The sequence below is a fragment of the Xanthomonas prunicola genome, from assembly GCF_002846205.1.
In the GTDB taxonomy this organism is placed as follows: domain Bacteria; phylum Pseudomonadota; class Gammaproteobacteria; order Xanthomonadales; family Xanthomonadaceae; genus Xanthomonas; species Xanthomonas prunicola.
The window spans coordinates 760,591-778,217 of the sequence record NZ_PHKV01000001.1; the positions used below are offsets into that span (position 1 = coordinate 760,591).

The following is a 17,627-nucleotide window of genomic DNA, read 5'->3' on the forward strand; positions in this document are numbered from 1 at the left end:
TGCCGCACGGGCGCCTTCCATCCATTCCACATGTGATCGTTTTGGCAAATTGCAGCACCAATTAACGAACTTTTCACTCAATGACACGAAACCGCAACGATACTGCGCGCTCGTTTCCTGCCCGGCAGCCCACCGCCATGCCCGCTCGCATCTTCCAATTCGGCAACCTCCACCACCTGTTTGCGCCGCGCAAGCCGCGTCACCCGTTGGTGCGCGTTGCCGCCGGCTTGGCTGGTCTGGTCATCCTTGCGGTGCTGATCTTCTTCAGCGTGTTCGTTGGCGCGGCAATGATCCTGGGCGGCATCGCCTGGAAGTTGTTGAGCAAATCGAACCGCCGGACCTCGCAACAGACGCGCGTGGTCGACGCCGAGTACCACGTGGTACGCAAGCCCGCGTTGCCGTTGTCGCACTGACACCTCGCTGACGGCATCGCTGCGCCGCCATCTGGTCTGCGCAGCGGGTGTCCGGATGGCGCATGCCCGTGTCGAAAAAAATTCCTTCCAGCGAGCCACGTCTGACGTGCAGCGGCGTGCTGCGCGTTCGCATTCCCCCGTTGCCGGGCGATGCGGTGCGCTGATGGCAGGGCGCGCAAGCGCTTGCTCCATCGATCAGCAGTGCACGACACGGTTCAACACTTCTCATCGTCACCGCATCGGGCGTGATCGAACGCCAGCAGCGTCTCGCTGTACGCGCCACCACGGAAGCGCCACTGTGGCTGCCGGCCGCTTCGCAAACTCTGCCATCGCAGCCGTGTCATGCACTGGACGCATGCGTGACGGTTCCGTCGTACACAAGCAAACCGCTAGACTCATGCGCCTGTGTTCTTGAGGATGCGCGCATGACCCATGATGTGATTCCCGCCGCCGATGTTCCGCGCATTCCCGTGGTGGGCGGTGGCAGTTTTCCGGTGCACCGCATCTACTGCGTAGGGCGCAACTTTGCCGACCATGCGCGCGAGATGGGCGCCACCGCACCAGCCTCCAAGGCCGAACGCGGTCAGCCGACCTTTTTCATGAAGCCGGCCGATGCGATCGTGGTTGGCCATGGCGACCGGATTCCCTACCCCCCCGGCACCAAGGAACTGCACCACGAAGTGGAGCTGGTGGTGGCGCTGGGCAGCGATGCGCCGGCCGGCGAGTTGCCGGTGGAACAGGCCGAGCGCCTGATCTACGGTTACGGCGTGGGGCTGGATCTGACCCGTCGTGATCTGCAGGCCGCTGCCAAGGCCAAGGGTCTGCCGTGGGATATCGCCAAAGGCTTTGATCACTCCGCACCGATCAGCGAGCTTGTGCATGCCGGCGAAGTCGGCGCGCTGGAGGCCTTGAATCTGTCGCTGGAAGTCAATGGGCAGGTGCGTCAACAGTCGTTGCTGGATCAGATGATCTGGAACGTGCCGGAGATCCTGCACGAGCTGTCCAAGCTCTATGCACTGCGCGCAGGCGATCTGATTTTCATGGGAACGCCGGCCGGCGTCGGTCCATTGCTGCCGGGCGACCAGTTCAGCGCACGCCTGGAAAACGTCGCCGAGCGTCACGGCATCATCGCGGGCTGACATCAGCCCGGCTACGATCGGGCCGCGGCAGTTGGTCCGCGACCGCAGTTGGAGTGCACTATGGGAATGGTCAGCGAGTTCAAACAATTCGCGATGCGCGGCAATGTCATCGACCTGGCCGTCGGTGTCGTCATCGGTGCGGCGTTCGGCAAGATCGTCACTGCGCTGGTGGAGAAAATCATCATGCCGCCGATCGGCTGGGCCATCGGCAATGTGGATTTCTCGCGTCTGGCGTGGGTGCTCAAGCCGGCCGGCGTCGATGCCACGGGCAAGGAAATTCCGGCGGTTGCCATCGGCTATGGCGATTTCATCAACACGGTCGTGCAGTTCGTCATCGTCGCCTTCGCGATCTTTCTGGTGGTCAAGTTGATCAACCGCGTCACCAATCGCAAGCCGGACGCGCCGAAGGGCCCGAGCGAAGAAGTGCTGTTGCTGCGCGAGATTCGCGACGCGCTCAAGAACGACACGCTCAAGCCGCCGGCCGCGCTGTAAGCGGACACAACCAACTGGAGCATCCTGTCGCGCAACTTCGCGCCGAAGGATGACCTTTCGCACGCAGACGGGGGACTTTGCGCTGATAAGCTCGGGGTCCCCTTGTCGTTGGAGCCGCCCTGCATGCGTCGTCTCGCTGTTGCCATCTCTGCCCTACTCGCCTGCTCGTCCGCGCTCGCTGCACAGACCAGCATTTCCGACAGCGCATTGCGCACCGCGGCGCAGTTGCGCGAGCAAGCGCTGGCCGATGACACCGGCTTTGCGGTGGTCCAATCGTTGACCACCGAAGTGGGCCCGCGCATTGCCGGTGGCGAAGCAGATCCACGTGCGGTGGCCTGGGCCAAGGCGAAATTCACTTCGCTGGGATTCGACAAGGTGTGGACCGAGCCGGTGACCTTTCCGAAATGGGAGCGTCGCAGCGAACGTGCTGCCGTGCTCGGTGCGCATGCGCAGCCACTGACCATCACCGCACTGGGCGGCAGCCCGGGCGGCACCGTCGAAGGCGAGGTTGTGCGTTTCGAGAATCTGGCTGCGCTGCAGGCTACGCCGGCTGGCGCGCTGGCCGGCAAGATCGCGTTCGTCGATTACCAGATGGTCAAGGCGCGCGACGGCAAGGATTACGGCAATGGCGGCGCGGTGCGCAGCAAGGGGCCGTCGGAAGCGATACGCAAGGGCGCAATTGGATTTGTCATGCGCTCGGCCGGCACCGACTCGCACCGCGTGCCGCATACCGGGATCACCCGGTTCGACGAGGGACTGACGCCGGTGCCCGCTGCAGCGCTGTCAGTACCCGATGCCAACCAACTGGCACGACTCACCGCCCTGGGCAGCACGCGCGTGCGTCTGGCGCTGGATTGCGGCTGGGACGGCACCGCGACCTCGTACAACGTGATTGGCGAGATCACCGGGCGCAGCAAGCCCAAGGAAGTGGTGGTGATCGGTGGGCATCTGGACTCATGGGATCTGGGCACCGGTGCGATCGACGATGGCGCTGGCGTGGCCATCACGATGGCCGCCGGGCATCTGATCGGCCAGCTCAAGCAGGCGCCCAAGCGCAGCATCCGCGTGGTGGCCTTCGCCAACGAGGAGCAAGGCCTGTACGGCGGCAAGGCGTATGCCGCCGCGCACGGCAAGGATGCCAAAGACATGGCACTGCATCAGATTGGTGCGGAAAGCGACTTCGGCGCCGGGCGCATCTACGCGTTCAACACGGGCGCGGCCGCACCGGACGACTCGCGTGCAGCAACCAAGCAGATTGCCGAGGTGCTTGCACCGCTGGGTATCGCGTATGAACCCAGCAAGGGCGGCCCCGGTCCGGATGTCGGACCGATTTCCGCCAAGGGTGGCGCCTGGGGGTGGCTGGCGCAGGATGGCACCGACTACTTCGACCTGCACCACACCGCCGACGACACCCTGGACAAGATCGACCCGAAGGCGCTCGCGCAGAACGTGGCCGCCTACACCGTGTTCGCGTATCTCGCCGCAGAAGCCGATGGTGATTTCGGCAGCCGCGCCAAGAGCGTGCAACCGCCGAGCGAGTAAGCGGCAATAAAGACGTGTCGCGTGCGTCGGGTGCTGGATGCAGGCAGTGCCTTACCGATCTTCAAGCGCCGGGTGCATGCAAGAATCGCAGTAGACCTGGCCTGCTGATTACCTAGATTGACCTGTTCGTCTGGCAGGTGGCAGTTGCTTTCAAGCCACTGCCACTCGCCACGCGTCACGCCAGGTGAGCACGAATCAGGCACTCGGCAGCGGCGCGTCCACGTTGTGCGCAGTGGTCACGCATCGCCGTTGCTGGCACTGCGTGACGTGATCGATCGGTTGCTGTTGGTCCTCGCCTCAAACCTCGAATCTGTCGCGCGCATTCGCTTCTACCCCAGGATGAGCACACACAATGGTGGCCAAGCGGCAACGCAGTGCGAACAATGCGGCGACGTTGCTGGACGTCGCCAAACACGCCGGCGTCTCGCCGATGACCGCTTCGCGCGTGATCAACCGCCACCCGCATGTGGGCGAAGCAATGCGCGCGCGCGTGGAGGCGTCGGTGCAGGCATTGGGCTACCGGCCCAATCTCGCCGGCCGCTCGTTACGTACCAGTAGTTTGCTGCGTATCGGCGTGTTGTACAGCAACCCAAGCGCGGCGTATCTCAATCAATTCATGCTCGGCTTGCTTGAGCAGAGCAGCCTCACCGGCAGTCAGGTCATGGTGGAAAAGTGCGGGGCCATCCGCAGCCAGCGTGCCGCCACCGAGCGCCTGCTCGCTGCCGGCGTCGATGGCGTGATCCTGCCGCCGCCGTTATGCGATTCGCGCCAGACCATCGCCGAACTCGATGCGCGTGGCATCCCCGTGGTGGCGGTGGCTAGCGGCGCACCGATGGTGCAAATCAGCTCGGTGCGGATCGACGACTACCAGGCTGCGCGCGCCATCGTCGACCACCTGATCGAACTCGGGCATCGTCGCATCGCGTTGATCAAGGGAGACCCCAAACACACCCCGAGCGCACTGCGCGCCAACGGCTATCTCGACAGCTTGCAGGCTGCCGGCTTGCCGGTAACAGATGACTTGATCGCCGAGGGTTTGTTCACCTATCGCTCCGGACTGCTCGCCGCACGCAGCCTGTTGGCGCAGCCACAACCAGCAACTGCGATCTTCTGCAGCAACGACGACATGGCGGCCGCAGCGGTCGCGGTCGCACATGGAGTGGGCTTGCGCGTGCCCGAAGATGTCTCCATCGCCGGCTTCGACGATACGCCGGTGGCCACCACCATCTGGCCCGAACTCACCACCGTGCATCAACCCGTCACCGCGATGGGCCGCGCCGCCGTCTCGCTGCTGGCCGATGCGATCCGTCAACGCCGTAAGGGCGGCACCGCACCTGGCGTGCATCAGGTGATGAAGTACACGCTGGTGAAGCGTGGCTCAACGGCCGGGCCGCCGACGGCATAGCGCCACACTGCGAAGTCGCAACACAACCGATTCGCTAGTGGCGCACGACATCGACCTGAGCAACGCCCAGCAGCCCCGTCAACGGAACCATCGCCTTACGTTGCTTGGGATCAGCGGCCAAACCCTGACTGCGCAGGGCATCCAACAAGCGCTCGACCGGGCCGCCCGCGCGCACGACGCCGTCAACATCGGGCAACGGCTCGATGTTGGTGACGGTCGTCGGGAACGACTTCACGTCGATCAGGAACGCACCCACGCTGATCAAAGAGGCATCGGCGAAATACCATTCCCACGAGGCGTTGTAGTTGGTAGCGCGATACGGGTCCGGATCCGGATTGCCCGAACGGCCGTTGAGGAACAACACCGCATCCGATGGCAGCGACGGGTTGCGCGGCGGCGTGCCGTTGACCGCATAGAAGCTCACCAGACCACGGCCCAGATCGGGCAGATCCTGACGCGCAACCGCCTTGTTATAGGCAAAGCGCAGCGTCTGCGCGTCTGATGACCACGCGCGCGCAGCAGCTGGCGATGTACGTCGTCTACGAGAGTCCGTTCGCGGTGGTTGCCGACAGTCCCGAGCAATACGAAAACGTGCCTGCCGCGCAGTTCCTGCGCGACGTGCCTGCAAGCTGGGACGAGACGCATGCGTTGGATGGCGCCATCGGTGAACACATCGCGCTGGCGCGGCGTAGCGGCAAGGACTGGTCTGTGGGTGTGATGACCAACGAGCAGGTACGCACGATGGAGGTACCGTTGTCGTTTCTAGGCAGTGGTCACTGGACGGCCACCATCTACGCCGATGGCCAGACACCAACGAAGGTGCGCATCGACACCCGCACAGTCACCCGCAACGACACCCTGCAGCTGAACTTGGCGGCGAATGGCGGCGCGGCCATCAGACTGCAAAAGAAGTCAGCGCCGAGGCGCCGCGCTGACGTGGCCAGACGCAACTTGCGCAATCGCTTTGCCGGACGCGCGGCCGTGCATGCGATTCGATTCGGCGTCAAACGTGCGCACCGCAGCGGTGCGCACGTCTTGCAGCATCGATTACGTTATGGCAAGTCCACTGCCGCACACACCGCCGGACGCGCGTCCTTGATGGGTTGCACGCCACGCGCATCGAACTGCAACCCTGCATGCGTCGGTGCGAACGCCGGCCAGGCAGGCAATCCCTTGGCATTCGGATTGCCATGCTGTACGAACGCCGCCCAATAGCGCTGCAGTGACACCGGCGGCTGGCCGATCGGCAGGTTCTTGAACAGGAACGGCAACTCGGCGCTGTGCGTCACCTGCCCACCGGGCACGGCGGTATCGAACACGTAGTGCCACACCGGCACACCCAACGCAGCCTGACGTTGCGCCACCGTCACCGCCGGGCAACGGAAGGTGAGATCGGTGGACAACTGCATGGACGCATTGCCTTGCCGCGCGGCGCGCTGGGCGATGGCGGCGCGATGCGTTTGCAGGATGGCATCGGCGTGGTCGGGATAGTCGCGGCGCACGCGCTTCTCTGCCCCTGCCTCACCGCCGTAGCGCAGTTCCTGCACCACATAGCCGATCAACAGCGGCACCTTGGCCTGGGCGCCGGCAGCCAGCATCTCGGCCGGTGCGCGGGGCAGCACGCGTCCATCGACCACCGCCTGCAGCCAGATGTAGCCGTCGTCGTCCAGCGCCGGCACGTCAACGCCCTGCGCGGCCTTGAGCAGTTGCTCGGCCGGCAACGCGCGCAGCTGCGCCAAGCGCGTGGCCGGATCGTCGATGCCTGCACGCTTGGCGATGCTCACACCCAGTGCACGATTGTCTTCCAGGCTGCGTGCCGGCAACCCAAACCCGGCGGTACCGCTCTGTTCGATGGCTGCCGAAAACAGGCCGCGTGCGCGCGGACTAAGCATCAGCAGCCCCACGTCCTGGCCCCCAGCCGATTGCCCTGCGATGGTCACCCGCGCGGGGTCGCCACCGAACTGCGCGATGTTGTCGTGCACCCACTGCAGGGCAGCGATTTGATCGAGCAAGGCGACATTGCCGGCGGCGTCGTTGTCGCCATCACTCAGCTCTGGCAACGACAGGAAGCCCAACGCGCCCAGCCGATATTGCAGCGTCACCACCAGCATGTCCTGCGCCACCAAGTTGGTGGGCAGATGCCCATCGGCACTGCCTGCCACATTCGCACCACCGTGGATCCACACGAACACCGGCAGCGGCTTGGCCGGATGCAGCTTGGGCGTCTGCACTTCGACGTACAGGCAATCCTCGGTACCGCGCTTGGCCATGGCGTTGTTCCAGCCCAGCGCCGGCTGCACGCACGGCGTGGCGGCCTGGGTGGCATCGCGCACTTGCGTCCATGGCGACATCGGCTGCGGCGGGCGCCAGCGCAGCGCGCCCAACGGCGGCGCGGCAAACGGGATCGCGCGGAAGACCGCACTGCCGTCATCCTGCCACTGGCCGCGCACCGCGCCATGATCGGTGCGCACCTCGGGAGGTGCGGCAGGCGTTACGGCAACCGCGCTAGCGCTGAACAGACAACTGCTCGCAAGCAGCAACGCAGAAAGACGCAACATCAGTGTTCTCCGGTGAGGACGCGTGCGTGCCAGGCGGCCTGGAAGACCGCAGTCGCCGAGGCGACGTTGAGACTTTCCACCTTGCCGCTGCCGCGGATCGACAACTGCAGATCGCAGTCGCGCGCGAATGCGCGGTCCATGCCTTCGCTCTCCGCACCCATCACGTACACCAGGCGCTGCGGCAATGCTGCGGCGAAGACATCCTGGCCGCCGTCGACCAGCGTGGCCGCAATCGCGAAACCGGCCTGACGCAAGTGCGCCATCGCCGTTGCGGTCTCGGGCAGTTGCACCAGTGGTACCGCTTCGGCGCCACCTTCGGCCACGCGTGCCGCCGCGCCGGACAGGCCCAGCGTGGAGCCGGCCGGCAGCAACAGACCGGAAACACCGAAGTGCGCCGACGAGCGCAACATCGCACCGAAGTTATGTGGGTTGCCCACCCCATCCAGCCATAGCGCCAGCACCGGGCCCTGCGGCAATGCGGCCAGCCACTCCTGCAGCGGTTGCGGGGTGACGCGCAGCACGTCGGCCACCACGCCTTCATGGTGCGCACTGGCGGCGAGCTTGCTCAGATCGGCCTCTTCCACCACGCGATAGCCGATGCGTTGGGTCACGCACCAGGCCAGTAGCGCCTTGAACTGTGGAATGCGCGCCTCGCTCAGATAGAGCTTGCGCAGCGCCTCCGGGCGCGCCTTGAACACGGCCTGCACGGCGTTGATGCCGTACAGCCGCACCTCGCGCGCATTGCTGCTCGCCGCAGCGGCAGGCGGTGGCGCAGTGGCGGGGGTGTGCTGCGCCGGCGCGCGGGGCGCGGAGCTACGTGGCGCAGGCGTACGCGGCGCAGCGCGGCCCCACGGGTTGTGCGAGGCGCCGGAGCCGCCGTCGCGTGGCGGCCGTCCGCCGCGTCCATCATGCTGTGTCATCGTCGTATCCAGTCGTTCGTGTCGCTTGCAGTGCGGAGAGGCTGCTGTCCGGCCTTTCCGCCACTAAGGCTTGGTCATGCTGCAGCACCGGCAGGGCCGCTGCCGCAGGCGCAGTGCCGACGATGGTAAGCCACTGGCGCGATGGGCCGTATACGGCTGCCGGGCCGAGGCAGGCTGAACGTCTTGCCGGCCTGCGGGCAACGACGTTGAGACGACGGAACGCGAGCAGGATCAGCGCGCCTGCTGTGGCGACTTCACCCCCCTTACAGATTGCAAGCATGCGCGTGCACTGACGGAGCGTAAGACACGCAAACGGGCATTCAAGCCGCAGCAGCAGGCGGGTTCACGCGTGCAAACACACGCAGATCGTGCAGCCCATCCGGCTTCATGAGCGCGCAGCGGCTAAGACCTTCTTCGACAAAGCCATTACGCAGCAACACTTTGGCCGATGCAGGATTGGTATCGAGCACGGTGGCCTGCACACGAAACAGCGGTAGCGTCTGCATCGCCCAGGCGACATACGTGCGCACGATGCGTGTCATCCAGCCGTGGCTCCAGTACGCGCGACCGATCCAATAGCCCAATTCGGCAGAAAAGCGTCGCTGGCCCTGCCCTGGGCGCACTGCAATCGTGCCGCAGGCCTGGCCCGCGATCTCGATAGCCAGCACCGGATGCTGCAGATCAACCACGCGCCCGGCCAGGAAGGCCTCGCCGTCGGCACGCGTGTACGGATGAGGGAATCGCTCGCTCAATCCGCGCGGCACCAGCGGGTCGTTGGCATGCCGCAACAAGGCATCCAGGTCGTCCTGGCGCCAGCGGCGCAGCACGAAGCCTTCTCCGTGCAGCATCAGCGATTCGTCCATTGCGTGGATCCTGGCATGCGCAGTATCGACAGCGCCGATACTGCGCACGCCGGCCGCGCGCTGCAACTCAGCGCTTGGCGGTTTGTGCCTGCTTCAGCGCAGCGCACAGGCGGATGGTTTCGCCGGTCTGGGCCAAGCCGCGGTCGGCGCCGCTGAGCTTGGCCAGGCGCGGCTTGAAGAACGCATCCAGGCGGTCGGCTTCTTCCACACTGCAGCCCCCGGACGCACCCAGCGACGGCAAGCCGCCACCGTCGAACGAGCCGCTGCGTTGCACGATGCGGTCGAAGTTGGCGGTGAACCAGGCCCACATCGAATCGTGCGAGCTCTCGTCGCTATGCCCGCGCGTCAGCAGGCTCTTCATCTCGCCTACCTTGATCGCATCGGTCAACGCGAAATCACGCACCTGCTTCAGCAGTGCCGGATCCTGCACCGTGCCCAGTGCAGCGATCATCGCGTTGCGCTGAGCCGGGTCGGCATGCGTGCGTAGTGCATCGATCAACGTCTGCACTGCCGGTGCGCCGCGTTCCTGCACGGTCACTGCCAGCGCGGTGCCCAGCAGGTCCGGGTTCGCGGCGGAGAAATTCAGCGCGCCATTGCCGCCAGCTAGCACTGCATCGCCTTGCGCGAGCAGTGCCTTGCGTACCTCTGCGTTGTGCAGACGCAATGCGAACAACCCTGCCAGCGATGTCCGCAGCGCAGTGTCGTCGATCGACTCGGTGTCACGCCGTGTGTACCCCAGCGCACGCAAACGCGGCAGATACGCCTGTTCGGCAGCCTTGCGCAATGGGCCGCGCTGCGCCTCGGTGGTGGACTGGTAGCGCCAGATCCACACGAAACGATCCACCAGCGCGGTGGACACATCGGCCGATTTCGACGGTGCCAGCTGCGTGATCGCCGCAAGCACGGCCGCGTTGTCGGCATCGCCGTGACGGTACGCCGCATTGATCGCATCGGCGTAGGCGAGCTGTTCGTTATCGTCCAATTGGCCGACCTGTTTGCCCAGCGCCGCAAACTGCTTTTTGGGCAGCGAGAAGCGGTAATAGCCAGCGCCACGCGCGTTCGGGAACACCCACGTGTTCTTGCCAGCGCCTTCCAGCACGATGCTGCCGCTGCCGTCCTCGAGCAACTGGCAGGCAGTACCGACCTGGTTCTTGCCCTTGCCATACTTCACGCACACCGGCATGCCCCATTGCTGTGCGGTGGAGCCGGTGGATCCCAGCGGCAGATAGCGCTGCTGCTGCAGTTTGACCACCGTCTTGCCGCTTTCGCGGTCAACCTCGGTCTGCAGATACGGCACGCCTGGCTGGTTGAGAAAGCTGCGGAATGCTGCCTTGAAATCGTCGCCCTTGCCTGCGGCGTCGGCGATCGCATCGACCAGATCGTCTGCGGTAGCGTTGCCGAACGTGTGCTTGGCGATATAGGTACGCATGCCCTGGCGGAACACGTCTTCGCCGACGAAGGCTTCGAACATCGCCAACACCGCTGCGCCCTTCTGGTAGGTGATGCCGTCGAACGCGGTTTCGATATCGCCATTGCCGGTGATCGGCTGGCGAATCTTGCGCGCGCTCACCAGGCTGTCGTTCTCCATCGCATGCTGCGCGCCGGCGATACGGTCCAGATTGGCGTTGTATTCCGGATGCAGCTGCATGGTGATCTTCTGCTGCATCCAGGTCGCGAACGCTTCGTTGAGCCACAGATCGTCCCACCACGCCATGGTGACGGTGTCACCGGTCCACTGGTGCGCCAATTCGTGCGCGTTGGTGTTGAAAGAACGCTGCAGGTTCTCGGCCGGCGAATCTTTATCCAGCAACAGCAGCCAATCGCGGAAGGTCACAAACCCAGGATTTTCCATCGCGCCGGCGCTGAAGTCCGGTGCGGCGACCAGATCGAGCTTGTCGAACGGGTAGCCGAAGGCGTAGTAGTCCTCCAGCGCGGCGATGATGGCCGGGGTCTGATCCAGTGCTGGCGTGATGCGCGGGCCCTGACCCTTGGCGGCAATGCCGCGCAACGGCGTGGCGTTGGGGCGCTGCGGTGTCGCCGGCATCGGCGCCACATCCACCACATCCCACGGTCCGGCGGCGTAAGCCACCAGGTAGGTCGGCAACGGCACCGTCGGGGCGAAGGTCACTGTCTTCCAGCCCTTGCCGGCCGGCTTGGTCGAAGTCGCGATCGTATTGGCCAGCGCTTGGTCGTCGCTGGGCACGGTCAGGCTGATGTCGAACGGCGTCTTGAACGCCGGCTCGTCGAAGCCCGGGAACGCGTAACGCGCACTGATCGGCTCCATCTGCGTCATCGCATACGCCTTGCCCTGGTATTTCACCTGGTACAGGCCCTGCAGCTGCTGGTTGAGCGGCGCGCTATAGGTGATCTCCACGGTGAGCGTCTGCGGCGTGAGCGTGCGGCCGAAATCCAGCCGCGCCACGCCGGTTTGCGCATCGGCTTGCACGTAGCGTGCAGTCAGCGCCTTGCCCTTGCCGGGCTTGACCGTGACCTTGCTGACCTGCAATTCCTTGCCATGCAACCAAAGATGGTCGGACGCCTGCTTGAGCTGTACGCGGATGGTGGTGCGGCCACTGAATTGGGTTTGCTCCGGGTCGATCTTGAGCGCGAGGCTGTAGCGCTGCGGCACCGCCCAGGTCGGCAGACGCCCATTGGGAACCGGCTCACCGGACGACTGCGCCAGCGCATTGCCGCAGCACAACGCTAGCAGGGAAGGAACAAGCAGGCAGGCAAGACGACGCATTGGCATTCCGGTCGGGGTAACCGCCGAAGTCGATCACAGCCGGGCATGGCTGTCATGTGACCTTAGTCATTGCGTGGTCTGTCGGGTGAAAAATATATCAGCGAAAAACCGGCAGCGACAGAAGCGCAGGATCTCAAGATTTGAAGCCGAACCATTCAGATCGCATCCCGCTTTTTATGTGCAAAGCGCGCGGCATCGGTGAGAATGTTGCTACCTGCACCACCTGGTTGCTGGAATCACTGCCGAAATCACCTGCAGCATCGCGCATCCTCCAGTGCAGGTTGTAGGCACCGGCAGCCAGCAGCGCGCGTAGAGTGAAGGCGAAATCCACGCTTGTCCCTGGCGGTACATCGGCCGGCAGGCCCACCTCGGTTGGCGACCAACTTCGGGTATCGCCGACCAGCGCGACGCGAATGCCCTGGCCCTGACGCCAGGTCACATTGCCGGTTCAGGCTTCTGAGGCTCAGGTAGCTTCTGAGCAGGCTGCGGTTGCTGATTCCGGCTCTGGCTCAACTGGAATTGAAGCCGCAAACGGAAAGGTGTTTGCTTTATGCCATCAGAGGCGCGCCAGTTCCTTGGAGCACTCGTAACGCTGATTGTGCAGGACAGGTTCGGAGGGTCGCCGATGCTGTGCTCGCGGCACAACTCTAGCTCGGGTGTATCTACCTCGGCCTGCCTGAGCAGGGCGATGACCCTGCTGTCGGTAAAGCTAGATTTTTTCATGGAACATCCTCAGGTCATATCACGAGAAAATTCCACTTCTGACACCTACTACTTGGCGGGGGGATTACCGTACCGACGCCCCCCGATTTTGCGTAGCACCCCAGTTGGGAGTCCAATTCTCTACCCCGAGAAGATTAGACACAAAGAAGCGTTTTACCGAAGAGCAGATCATGAGCTGCCTGCACGACGCCGAAGCGGGCATAGCGATCAAGGACTTATGCCGGAGGCAGGATCGCGACGGCTTATGCACAGCGTCTGGCAAACACCGATACCTTCGCAAACTTCGACCCCATGGGGGCAGCCAGAAGAGGCTAGCTCACGTCACGCAGTAGGGCATGGAGCAGCTACGCAGGAGAGCTACACCATGACTCGAGCTCTGCAGGTTATTTTGACTTTGGATCAGCGGGCCTTCTACACCTGAGTTATTTTTATTCTTAGCAACCCTGTCGCAGCGATCCAAAGCGACGCGATCCGCTGTGTTTAGGGCCCAATCGGCTGGAAAAAAGTGCATACATCTTGGGTCGGGCGCTCTCTAACCTATGACGGGCCCTGAGCGGAGTAGACGAGGGCACTACAAGCCCCGACACCGCTCACGCATGCCCACCCACCGAAGGCGTCTGCGCCTCCAGGGTTTCCAGCTGGCGTGCCACCGCTTCGGGTGACTTGGTGTACGGGGCGATCAGGCTGTAGAACGCCGGCACCACGTACAGCGACAACAACGTCGACAGCGACACGCCGAAGATCACCACCACGCCGATCGTGGCGCGGCTGGCCGAGCCAGGCCCGCCGGCCACCACCAGCGGAATCGCACCGACCACCGTCGCAATCGAGGTCATCAGGATCGGGCGCAACCGCACCGAGGCCGATTCCACGATGGCCGCATGCACGCTGCGGCCTTCGTCGCGTAACTGGTTGGCGAATTCCACGATCAGGATTCCGTTCTTGGCTGCCAGACCCACCAGCATCACGATGCCGATCTGACTGAACAGGTTGAGCGTACCGCCGGTCAGCCACAACCCCACCAGCGCGCCCAACACCGCCAACGGCACCGTGAGCATGATCACCAACGGGTGCGCGAAGCTTTCGAACTGTGCGGCCAGCACCAGATACACCACCAGCAGCGCCATGCCGAAGGTCAGCAACACCGCACTGCCGGATTGCTGGTACTCGCGCGATTCGCCCTTCCAGTCCACCTGCGCATATTCGGGGAGTTCTTCCTGCGCCGCCTGCTGCGCCCAGGCGATGGCGTCGCCAAGCGGATAGCCCGGCGCCAGGCCGGCCGTGATCGTAATTGCGCGCAGGCGATTGAAGCGGTTCAAGGTGCCGGCTTCGGCCACTTCGCTCAAGGTCACCAGATTCGAGAGCGGGATCAGTTCGCCACGGTTGGAACGCACGCGAATGGCGGTGAGGTCTTCCGGCGACATGCGGCCTTCGCGCCCGGCCTGCAGCATCACGTCGTATTCCTCGCCGTTGTCGACGAAGGTGGTGACGCGGCGCGAGCCCATCAATGCTTCCAGCGCGCCGCCAATGGCGGTGACCGGCACGCCGAGATCGGCCGCGCGCAAGCGGTCGATATTGACGCGCATCTGCGGCCGGGTTTCCTTGTAATCCGAGTCGGGCCCGACCAGGCCGGGGTTGGCTTCCATGCGCTGGAGGATGCGATCGCGCCACTGCGCGATTTCCGCATAATCCGGCCCGCCCAGCACCAGCTGGAACGGTTGCCCACGGCTACGCACCAGCCCGCCGCTCACCTGCGTGCGTGCGCGCACGCCGCTGAGCACGTTGAGTTTCTGCTGCACCTCATCGGCCACTTCGGTGGTGGGGCGGCTGCGTTTTTGCCAGTCCTGCAAGAACACGCTGACGCGACCGGTATGCATTTCCTCGCTGCTGCCAAAGCCACCGGGCACGCGCGGGTTGGCACGCACGATGGGTTTGTCCGGGCCCACGTAGGGGCGCAGGATGTCTTCCACCTGATGCATCTGCCCCACGGTGTAATCGAAGCCGGCACCTTCCGGGCCATCGATCATGATCTGGAAATTGCCGCGGTCTTCGGCCGGCGCCAGTTCGGAAGGAATGCGGCCCATCAGCCAGGCGCTGGCACCCAGCGCCAACAGCATCAACAGCGCAAAGATCCAGGTGCGGTGCACATGCCGCTCCAGCGAGCGCCCGTATGCCCCGGACACCGCCTGCATGCGCCTATCGAACCATTGGTGAAAGCGGTTGGGTCTGGCCTGCCCGTGCGAGCGCAGCAGCTTGGACGACATCATCGGCGTCAGCGTCAGCGCCACGAAGGCCGAGATTGCCACCGCTGCGGCCAGTGCCACCGCCAACTCGCGGAACAGCCGCCCGGTATTGCCTTCCAGAAAACCAACCGGCAGAAACACCGCAACCAGCACCGCAGTCGTCGCAATCACCGCAAACGCCACCTGCCCGGTACCACGCTTGGCGGCCACCAGCGGCGGCTCGCCCAGATCGATGCGGCGCTGGATGTTTTCCACCACCACGATGGCGTCGTCCACCACCAAACCGATACATAGCACCAATGCCAGCAAGGTGAGCAGGTTGATCGAGAAATCGAACGCGTACAGCGCGATGAAAGAGGCGATCAGGCACACCGGCACCGTCACTGCGGGGATCAATGCGGCGCGTGCGCTGCCCAGAAACACCCAGATCACCACCAGTACCAGCACCACCGCTTCCACCAGCGTGTGATACACGCGCTCCACCGCTGCATCGATGAAAGTGGTGGTGTCGAAGGCGACGAAGATATTGGTGCCCTGCGGCAGCGACTTCTGCACTTCTGCGGCTTGCGCGCGTGCTTCGCGCGCCACGTCCAGCGCGTTGGCGGTGGAGTTACGCACGATGCCCAGGCCCACATTGGGCACGCCGTTACTCTGGAAATACGCGCGCCGCTCGGCCGAGCTCAGCTCGACCCTGGCCACATCGCCCAGCCGCACCACATAACCGCCCTCGCCCTTGTTCAACGGCAGCTTGGCGAAGTCTTCGGGCTTGAGATAACTGCGCTCCACGCGCAGGGTGAAATCGCGCTGCGCCGATTCGATGCTGCCGGCGGGCAGCTCCACGTTTTCGTTCTGCAGCGCCGCTTCCACATCGGCGACCGTGAGTTCGCGTGCAGCCAGTTGATCACGGTCCAGCCAGATGCGCATCGCATAGCGCTGGCGTCCGCCGATGCGCACCTGCGCCACGCCGTCCAGGCTGGAAAAACGATCCACCACGTAGCGCTCGGCGTAGTCGCTCAACTGCAGCGTGTCCATCGTGCTGGAGCTCATGTTGAGCCACAGGATGGGGTCGGCATCGGCTTCGACCTTGGAAATCTCCGGCGGGCGTGCCTGGTCGGGCATGCGGTCGGACACGCGGCTGACCGCGTCACGCACGTCGTTGGCGGCTGCTTCCATATCGCGCGACTGCACGAACTCGATACTGATGTCGGAGGAACCATTGCGGCTGCGCGCTTCAATGGTGGAGATACCCTCGATGCCGGCCAATGCGTCTTCCAGCACCTGGGTGATGCGGCTTTCCACCACCGCTGCCGAGGCGCCGGTGTATTCCACATCCACCGAGACGATGGGTGGGTCGATGGCCGGTAACTCGCGCAGCGTCAGCCGGGTGAACGACATCACCCCCAGCACGATCAGCAACAAACTCATCACCACCGCCATCACCGGGCGGGTGATCGACAGGTCGGAGAGTTTCATCGTGCTGCCGCCTGCGGGCGAGCCGACGCGGGCGGGGCCTGATCCACGATCTTCAAACCCACACGCAGCTTGCCCGTGCCATCCACCACGATACGCTCGCCGGCTTTGACGCCGTCAAGAATTTCCACCTTGCCATCGCGCCGCTCGCCCAGGCGCACATCGGCGCGCTCGACGGTGCTGTCGGGCTTGACCCGGAAGACATACGATTCGCGACCCACCTGCACCACCGCAATTTCCGGGATCACCACCGCCTGCCGCGCCGGCTGGAACAGCCGCACATCCAGCAGCATGCCCGGACGCAGCCGGCGATCGTCGTTGGGGAAATCCGCGCGCACCGTCACCGAGCGCGTGGTCTCGTCGATCCGCGAATCGATGGTCGCCACTTCACCCTCGAACTGCGCGCCCGGATATGCCGCCGCGCTACCGCTCACGGCATTACCGAGTTGCACCAGGCCGAACTGCGATTCCGGCACCTGGAAATCCACGTACATGCGCGCCACATCGTCCAGCGTGGCGATCACGGTGCTGGAGGTGATCAACGACCCCGGGCTGATCTGGCGGATGCCCAGCACGCCGGAAAACGGCGCGCGCACCTCGCGGTCGGTGATTTCCGCGCGCATCTGCTGCACGCGCGCCTGCGCGGCATCGCGCAAGGCGCGCTGCGTATCCACGGTGGATTTGGCCACCAGTTGCTGGCCAACCAGACTCAACTGGCGGCGATACAGCTGGTCGGTTTCTTCAAAGGTGGCCTGTGCGGCCGTCAATGCCGCCTGCTGCGAATTGCCGCGCAGACGCAACAGTAATTGCCCGGCCTTGACCTCGTCGCCGCTGTCGAAATACACCTGCTCCACCACATCGCTGACCGCGGCGGTGAGCGCCACCGATTCGCGCGCACGCACCGTGGCGATCGACTGCACCGTCGAATTCCAGGGTTGGGTGGCCACGGCCTGCACAGAGACCGGAATGGGTTTGGCAGCGGCTGGCGTGCTGGCCTGACGGCTACAACCGGCCAGGACGGCGGCCAACAAGAGCGCGGCGCAGACGCGCGCGCTGGGCAGAACAGGCATCAGAACATCCTGGCGGGGTACGTCGAAAGTTTACCGACCTAGCCGC

Annotated in this window: 13 protein-coding genes and 2 pseudogenes; 6 read left to right on the forward strand and 9 right to left on the reverse strand. The window is 64.4% G+C overall.

Features of this window, described 5'->3' with window-relative positions:
• Nucleotides 1-137 precede the first annotated feature (137 nt).
• From XpruCFBP8353_RS03380 to XpruCFBP8353_RS03400, 5 genes are all read left to right on the forward strand, one after another.
• Entirely contained in the window at nucleotides 138-413 is a 276-nt protein-coding gene (locus tag XpruCFBP8353_RS03380; protein WP_101361907.1) for a hypothetical protein, read from the forward strand.
• Between the two features lie 425 nt (nucleotides 414-838).
• A complete protein-coding gene (locus XpruCFBP8353_RS03385) occupies nucleotides 839-1,552 on the forward strand; it encodes a fumarylacetoacetate hydrolase family protein (RefSeq protein WP_014090906.1) in 714 nt (237 codons plus the stop codon).
• A 60-nt stretch (nucleotides 1,553-1,612) separates the two neighbouring features.
• Nucleotides 1,613-2,044 carry a large-conductance mechanosensitive channel protein MscL gene (mscL, locus tag XpruCFBP8353_RS03390; RefSeq protein WP_101361908.1) on the forward strand — a complete coding sequence of 144 codons (432 nt, stop codon included), beginning with the start codon at nucleotides 1,613-1,615 and terminating at the stop codon, nucleotides 2,042-2,044.
• A gap of 123 nt (nucleotides 2,045-2,167) precedes the next feature.
• Nucleotides 2,168-3,586 carry a M28 family peptidase gene (locus tag XpruCFBP8353_RS03395; RefSeq protein ID WP_101362459.1) on the forward strand — a complete coding sequence of 473 codons (1,419 nt, stop codon included), beginning with the start codon at nucleotides 2,168-2,170 and terminating at the stop codon, nucleotides 3,584-3,586.
• Between the two features lie 352 nt (nucleotides 3,587-3,938).
• The gene (locus XpruCFBP8353_RS03400; protein WP_101361909.1) at nucleotides 3,939-4,991 is read left to right on the forward strand and encodes a LacI family DNA-binding transcriptional regulator; all 1,053 of its coding nucleotides are present in this window, start codon (nucleotides 3,939-3,941) and stop codon (nucleotides 4,989-4,991) included.
• Nucleotides 4,992-5,130: 139 nt separating this feature from the next.
• On the opposite strand, the pseudogene XpruCFBP8353_RS03405 reads toward XpruCFBP8353_RS03400, so the two are convergent.
• Nucleotides 5,131-5,493, reverse strand: a pseudogene (locus XpruCFBP8353_RS03405) (TonB-dependent receptor domain-containing protein); the annotation flags it as partial.
• Here XpruCFBP8353_RS03405 and XpruCFBP8353_RS03410 point away from each other — a divergent pair.
• Nucleotides 5,490-5,903: pseudogene (locus XpruCFBP8353_RS03410) on the forward strand (glycoside hydrolase family 97 C-terminal domain-containing protein); the annotation flags it as partial. The pseudogenes XpruCFBP8353_RS03405 and XpruCFBP8353_RS03410 sit on opposite strands and share 4 nt — an antisense overlap.
• A gap of 140 nt (nucleotides 5,904-6,043) precedes the next feature.
• Here XpruCFBP8353_RS03410 and XpruCFBP8353_RS03415 read toward each other — a convergent pair.
• The 8 genes from XpruCFBP8353_RS03415 to XpruCFBP8353_RS03445 form a co-directional block, all read right to left on the reverse strand.
• Nucleotides 6,044-7,549 (reverse strand): carboxylesterase/lipase family protein, encoded by a 1,506-nt coding sequence (locus tag XpruCFBP8353_RS03415; RefSeq protein ID WP_101361910.1) that lies wholly within the window; start codon nucleotides 7,547-7,549, stop codon nucleotides 6,044-6,046.
• Nucleotides 7,549-8,469 (reverse strand): TrmH family RNA methyltransferase, encoded by a 921-nt coding sequence (locus XpruCFBP8353_RS03420; RefSeq protein WP_101361911.1) that lies wholly within the window; start codon nucleotides 8,467-8,469, stop codon nucleotides 7,549-7,551. The genes XpruCFBP8353_RS03415 and XpruCFBP8353_RS03420 overlap by 1 nt, the downstream gene beginning before the upstream one ends.
• A gap of 320 nt (nucleotides 8,470-8,789) precedes the next feature.
• Nucleotides 8,790-9,332 (reverse strand): GNAT family N-acetyltransferase, encoded by a 543-nt coding sequence (locus XpruCFBP8353_RS03425; protein ID WP_101362460.1) that lies wholly within the window; start codon nucleotides 9,330-9,332, stop codon nucleotides 8,790-8,792.
• A 67-nt stretch (nucleotides 9,333-9,399) separates the two neighbouring features.
• Nucleotides 9,400-12,075, reverse strand: coding sequence for a M1 family metallopeptidase (locus XpruCFBP8353_RS03430; protein ID WP_101361912.1), 2,676 nt, complete (start codon nucleotides 12,073-12,075; stop codon nucleotides 9,400-9,402).
• 133 nt (nucleotides 12,076-12,208) lie between these two features.
• On the reverse strand, nucleotides 12,209-12,514 hold the full coding sequence (locus XpruCFBP8353_RS24220; RefSeq protein WP_243391036.1) for a hypothetical protein: 306 nt from the start codon (nucleotides 12,512-12,514) through the stop codon (nucleotides 12,209-12,211).
• Nucleotides 12,511-12,798, reverse strand: a complete 288-nt coding sequence (locus XpruCFBP8353_RS23320; protein ID WP_101378131.1) for a hypothetical protein — start codon at nucleotides 12,796-12,798, stop codon at nucleotides 12,511-12,513. Before XpruCFBP8353_RS23320 ends, XpruCFBP8353_RS24220 begins: the two co-directional genes overlap by 4 nt.
• A 590-nt stretch (nucleotides 12,799-13,388) precedes the next feature.
• On the reverse strand, nucleotides 13,389-16,514 hold the full coding sequence (locus XpruCFBP8353_RS03440) for an efflux RND transporter permease subunit (protein WP_101361913.1): 3,126 nt from the start codon (nucleotides 16,512-16,514) through the stop codon (nucleotides 13,389-13,391).
• The gene (locus XpruCFBP8353_RS03445; RefSeq protein ID WP_101361914.1) at nucleotides 16,511-17,581 is read right to left on the reverse strand and encodes an efflux RND transporter periplasmic adaptor subunit; all 1,071 of its coding nucleotides are present in this window, start codon (nucleotides 17,579-17,581) and stop codon (nucleotides 16,511-16,513) included. Before XpruCFBP8353_RS03445 ends, XpruCFBP8353_RS03440 begins: the two co-directional genes overlap by 4 nt.
• Nucleotides 17,582-17,627: the final 46 nt, after the last annotated feature.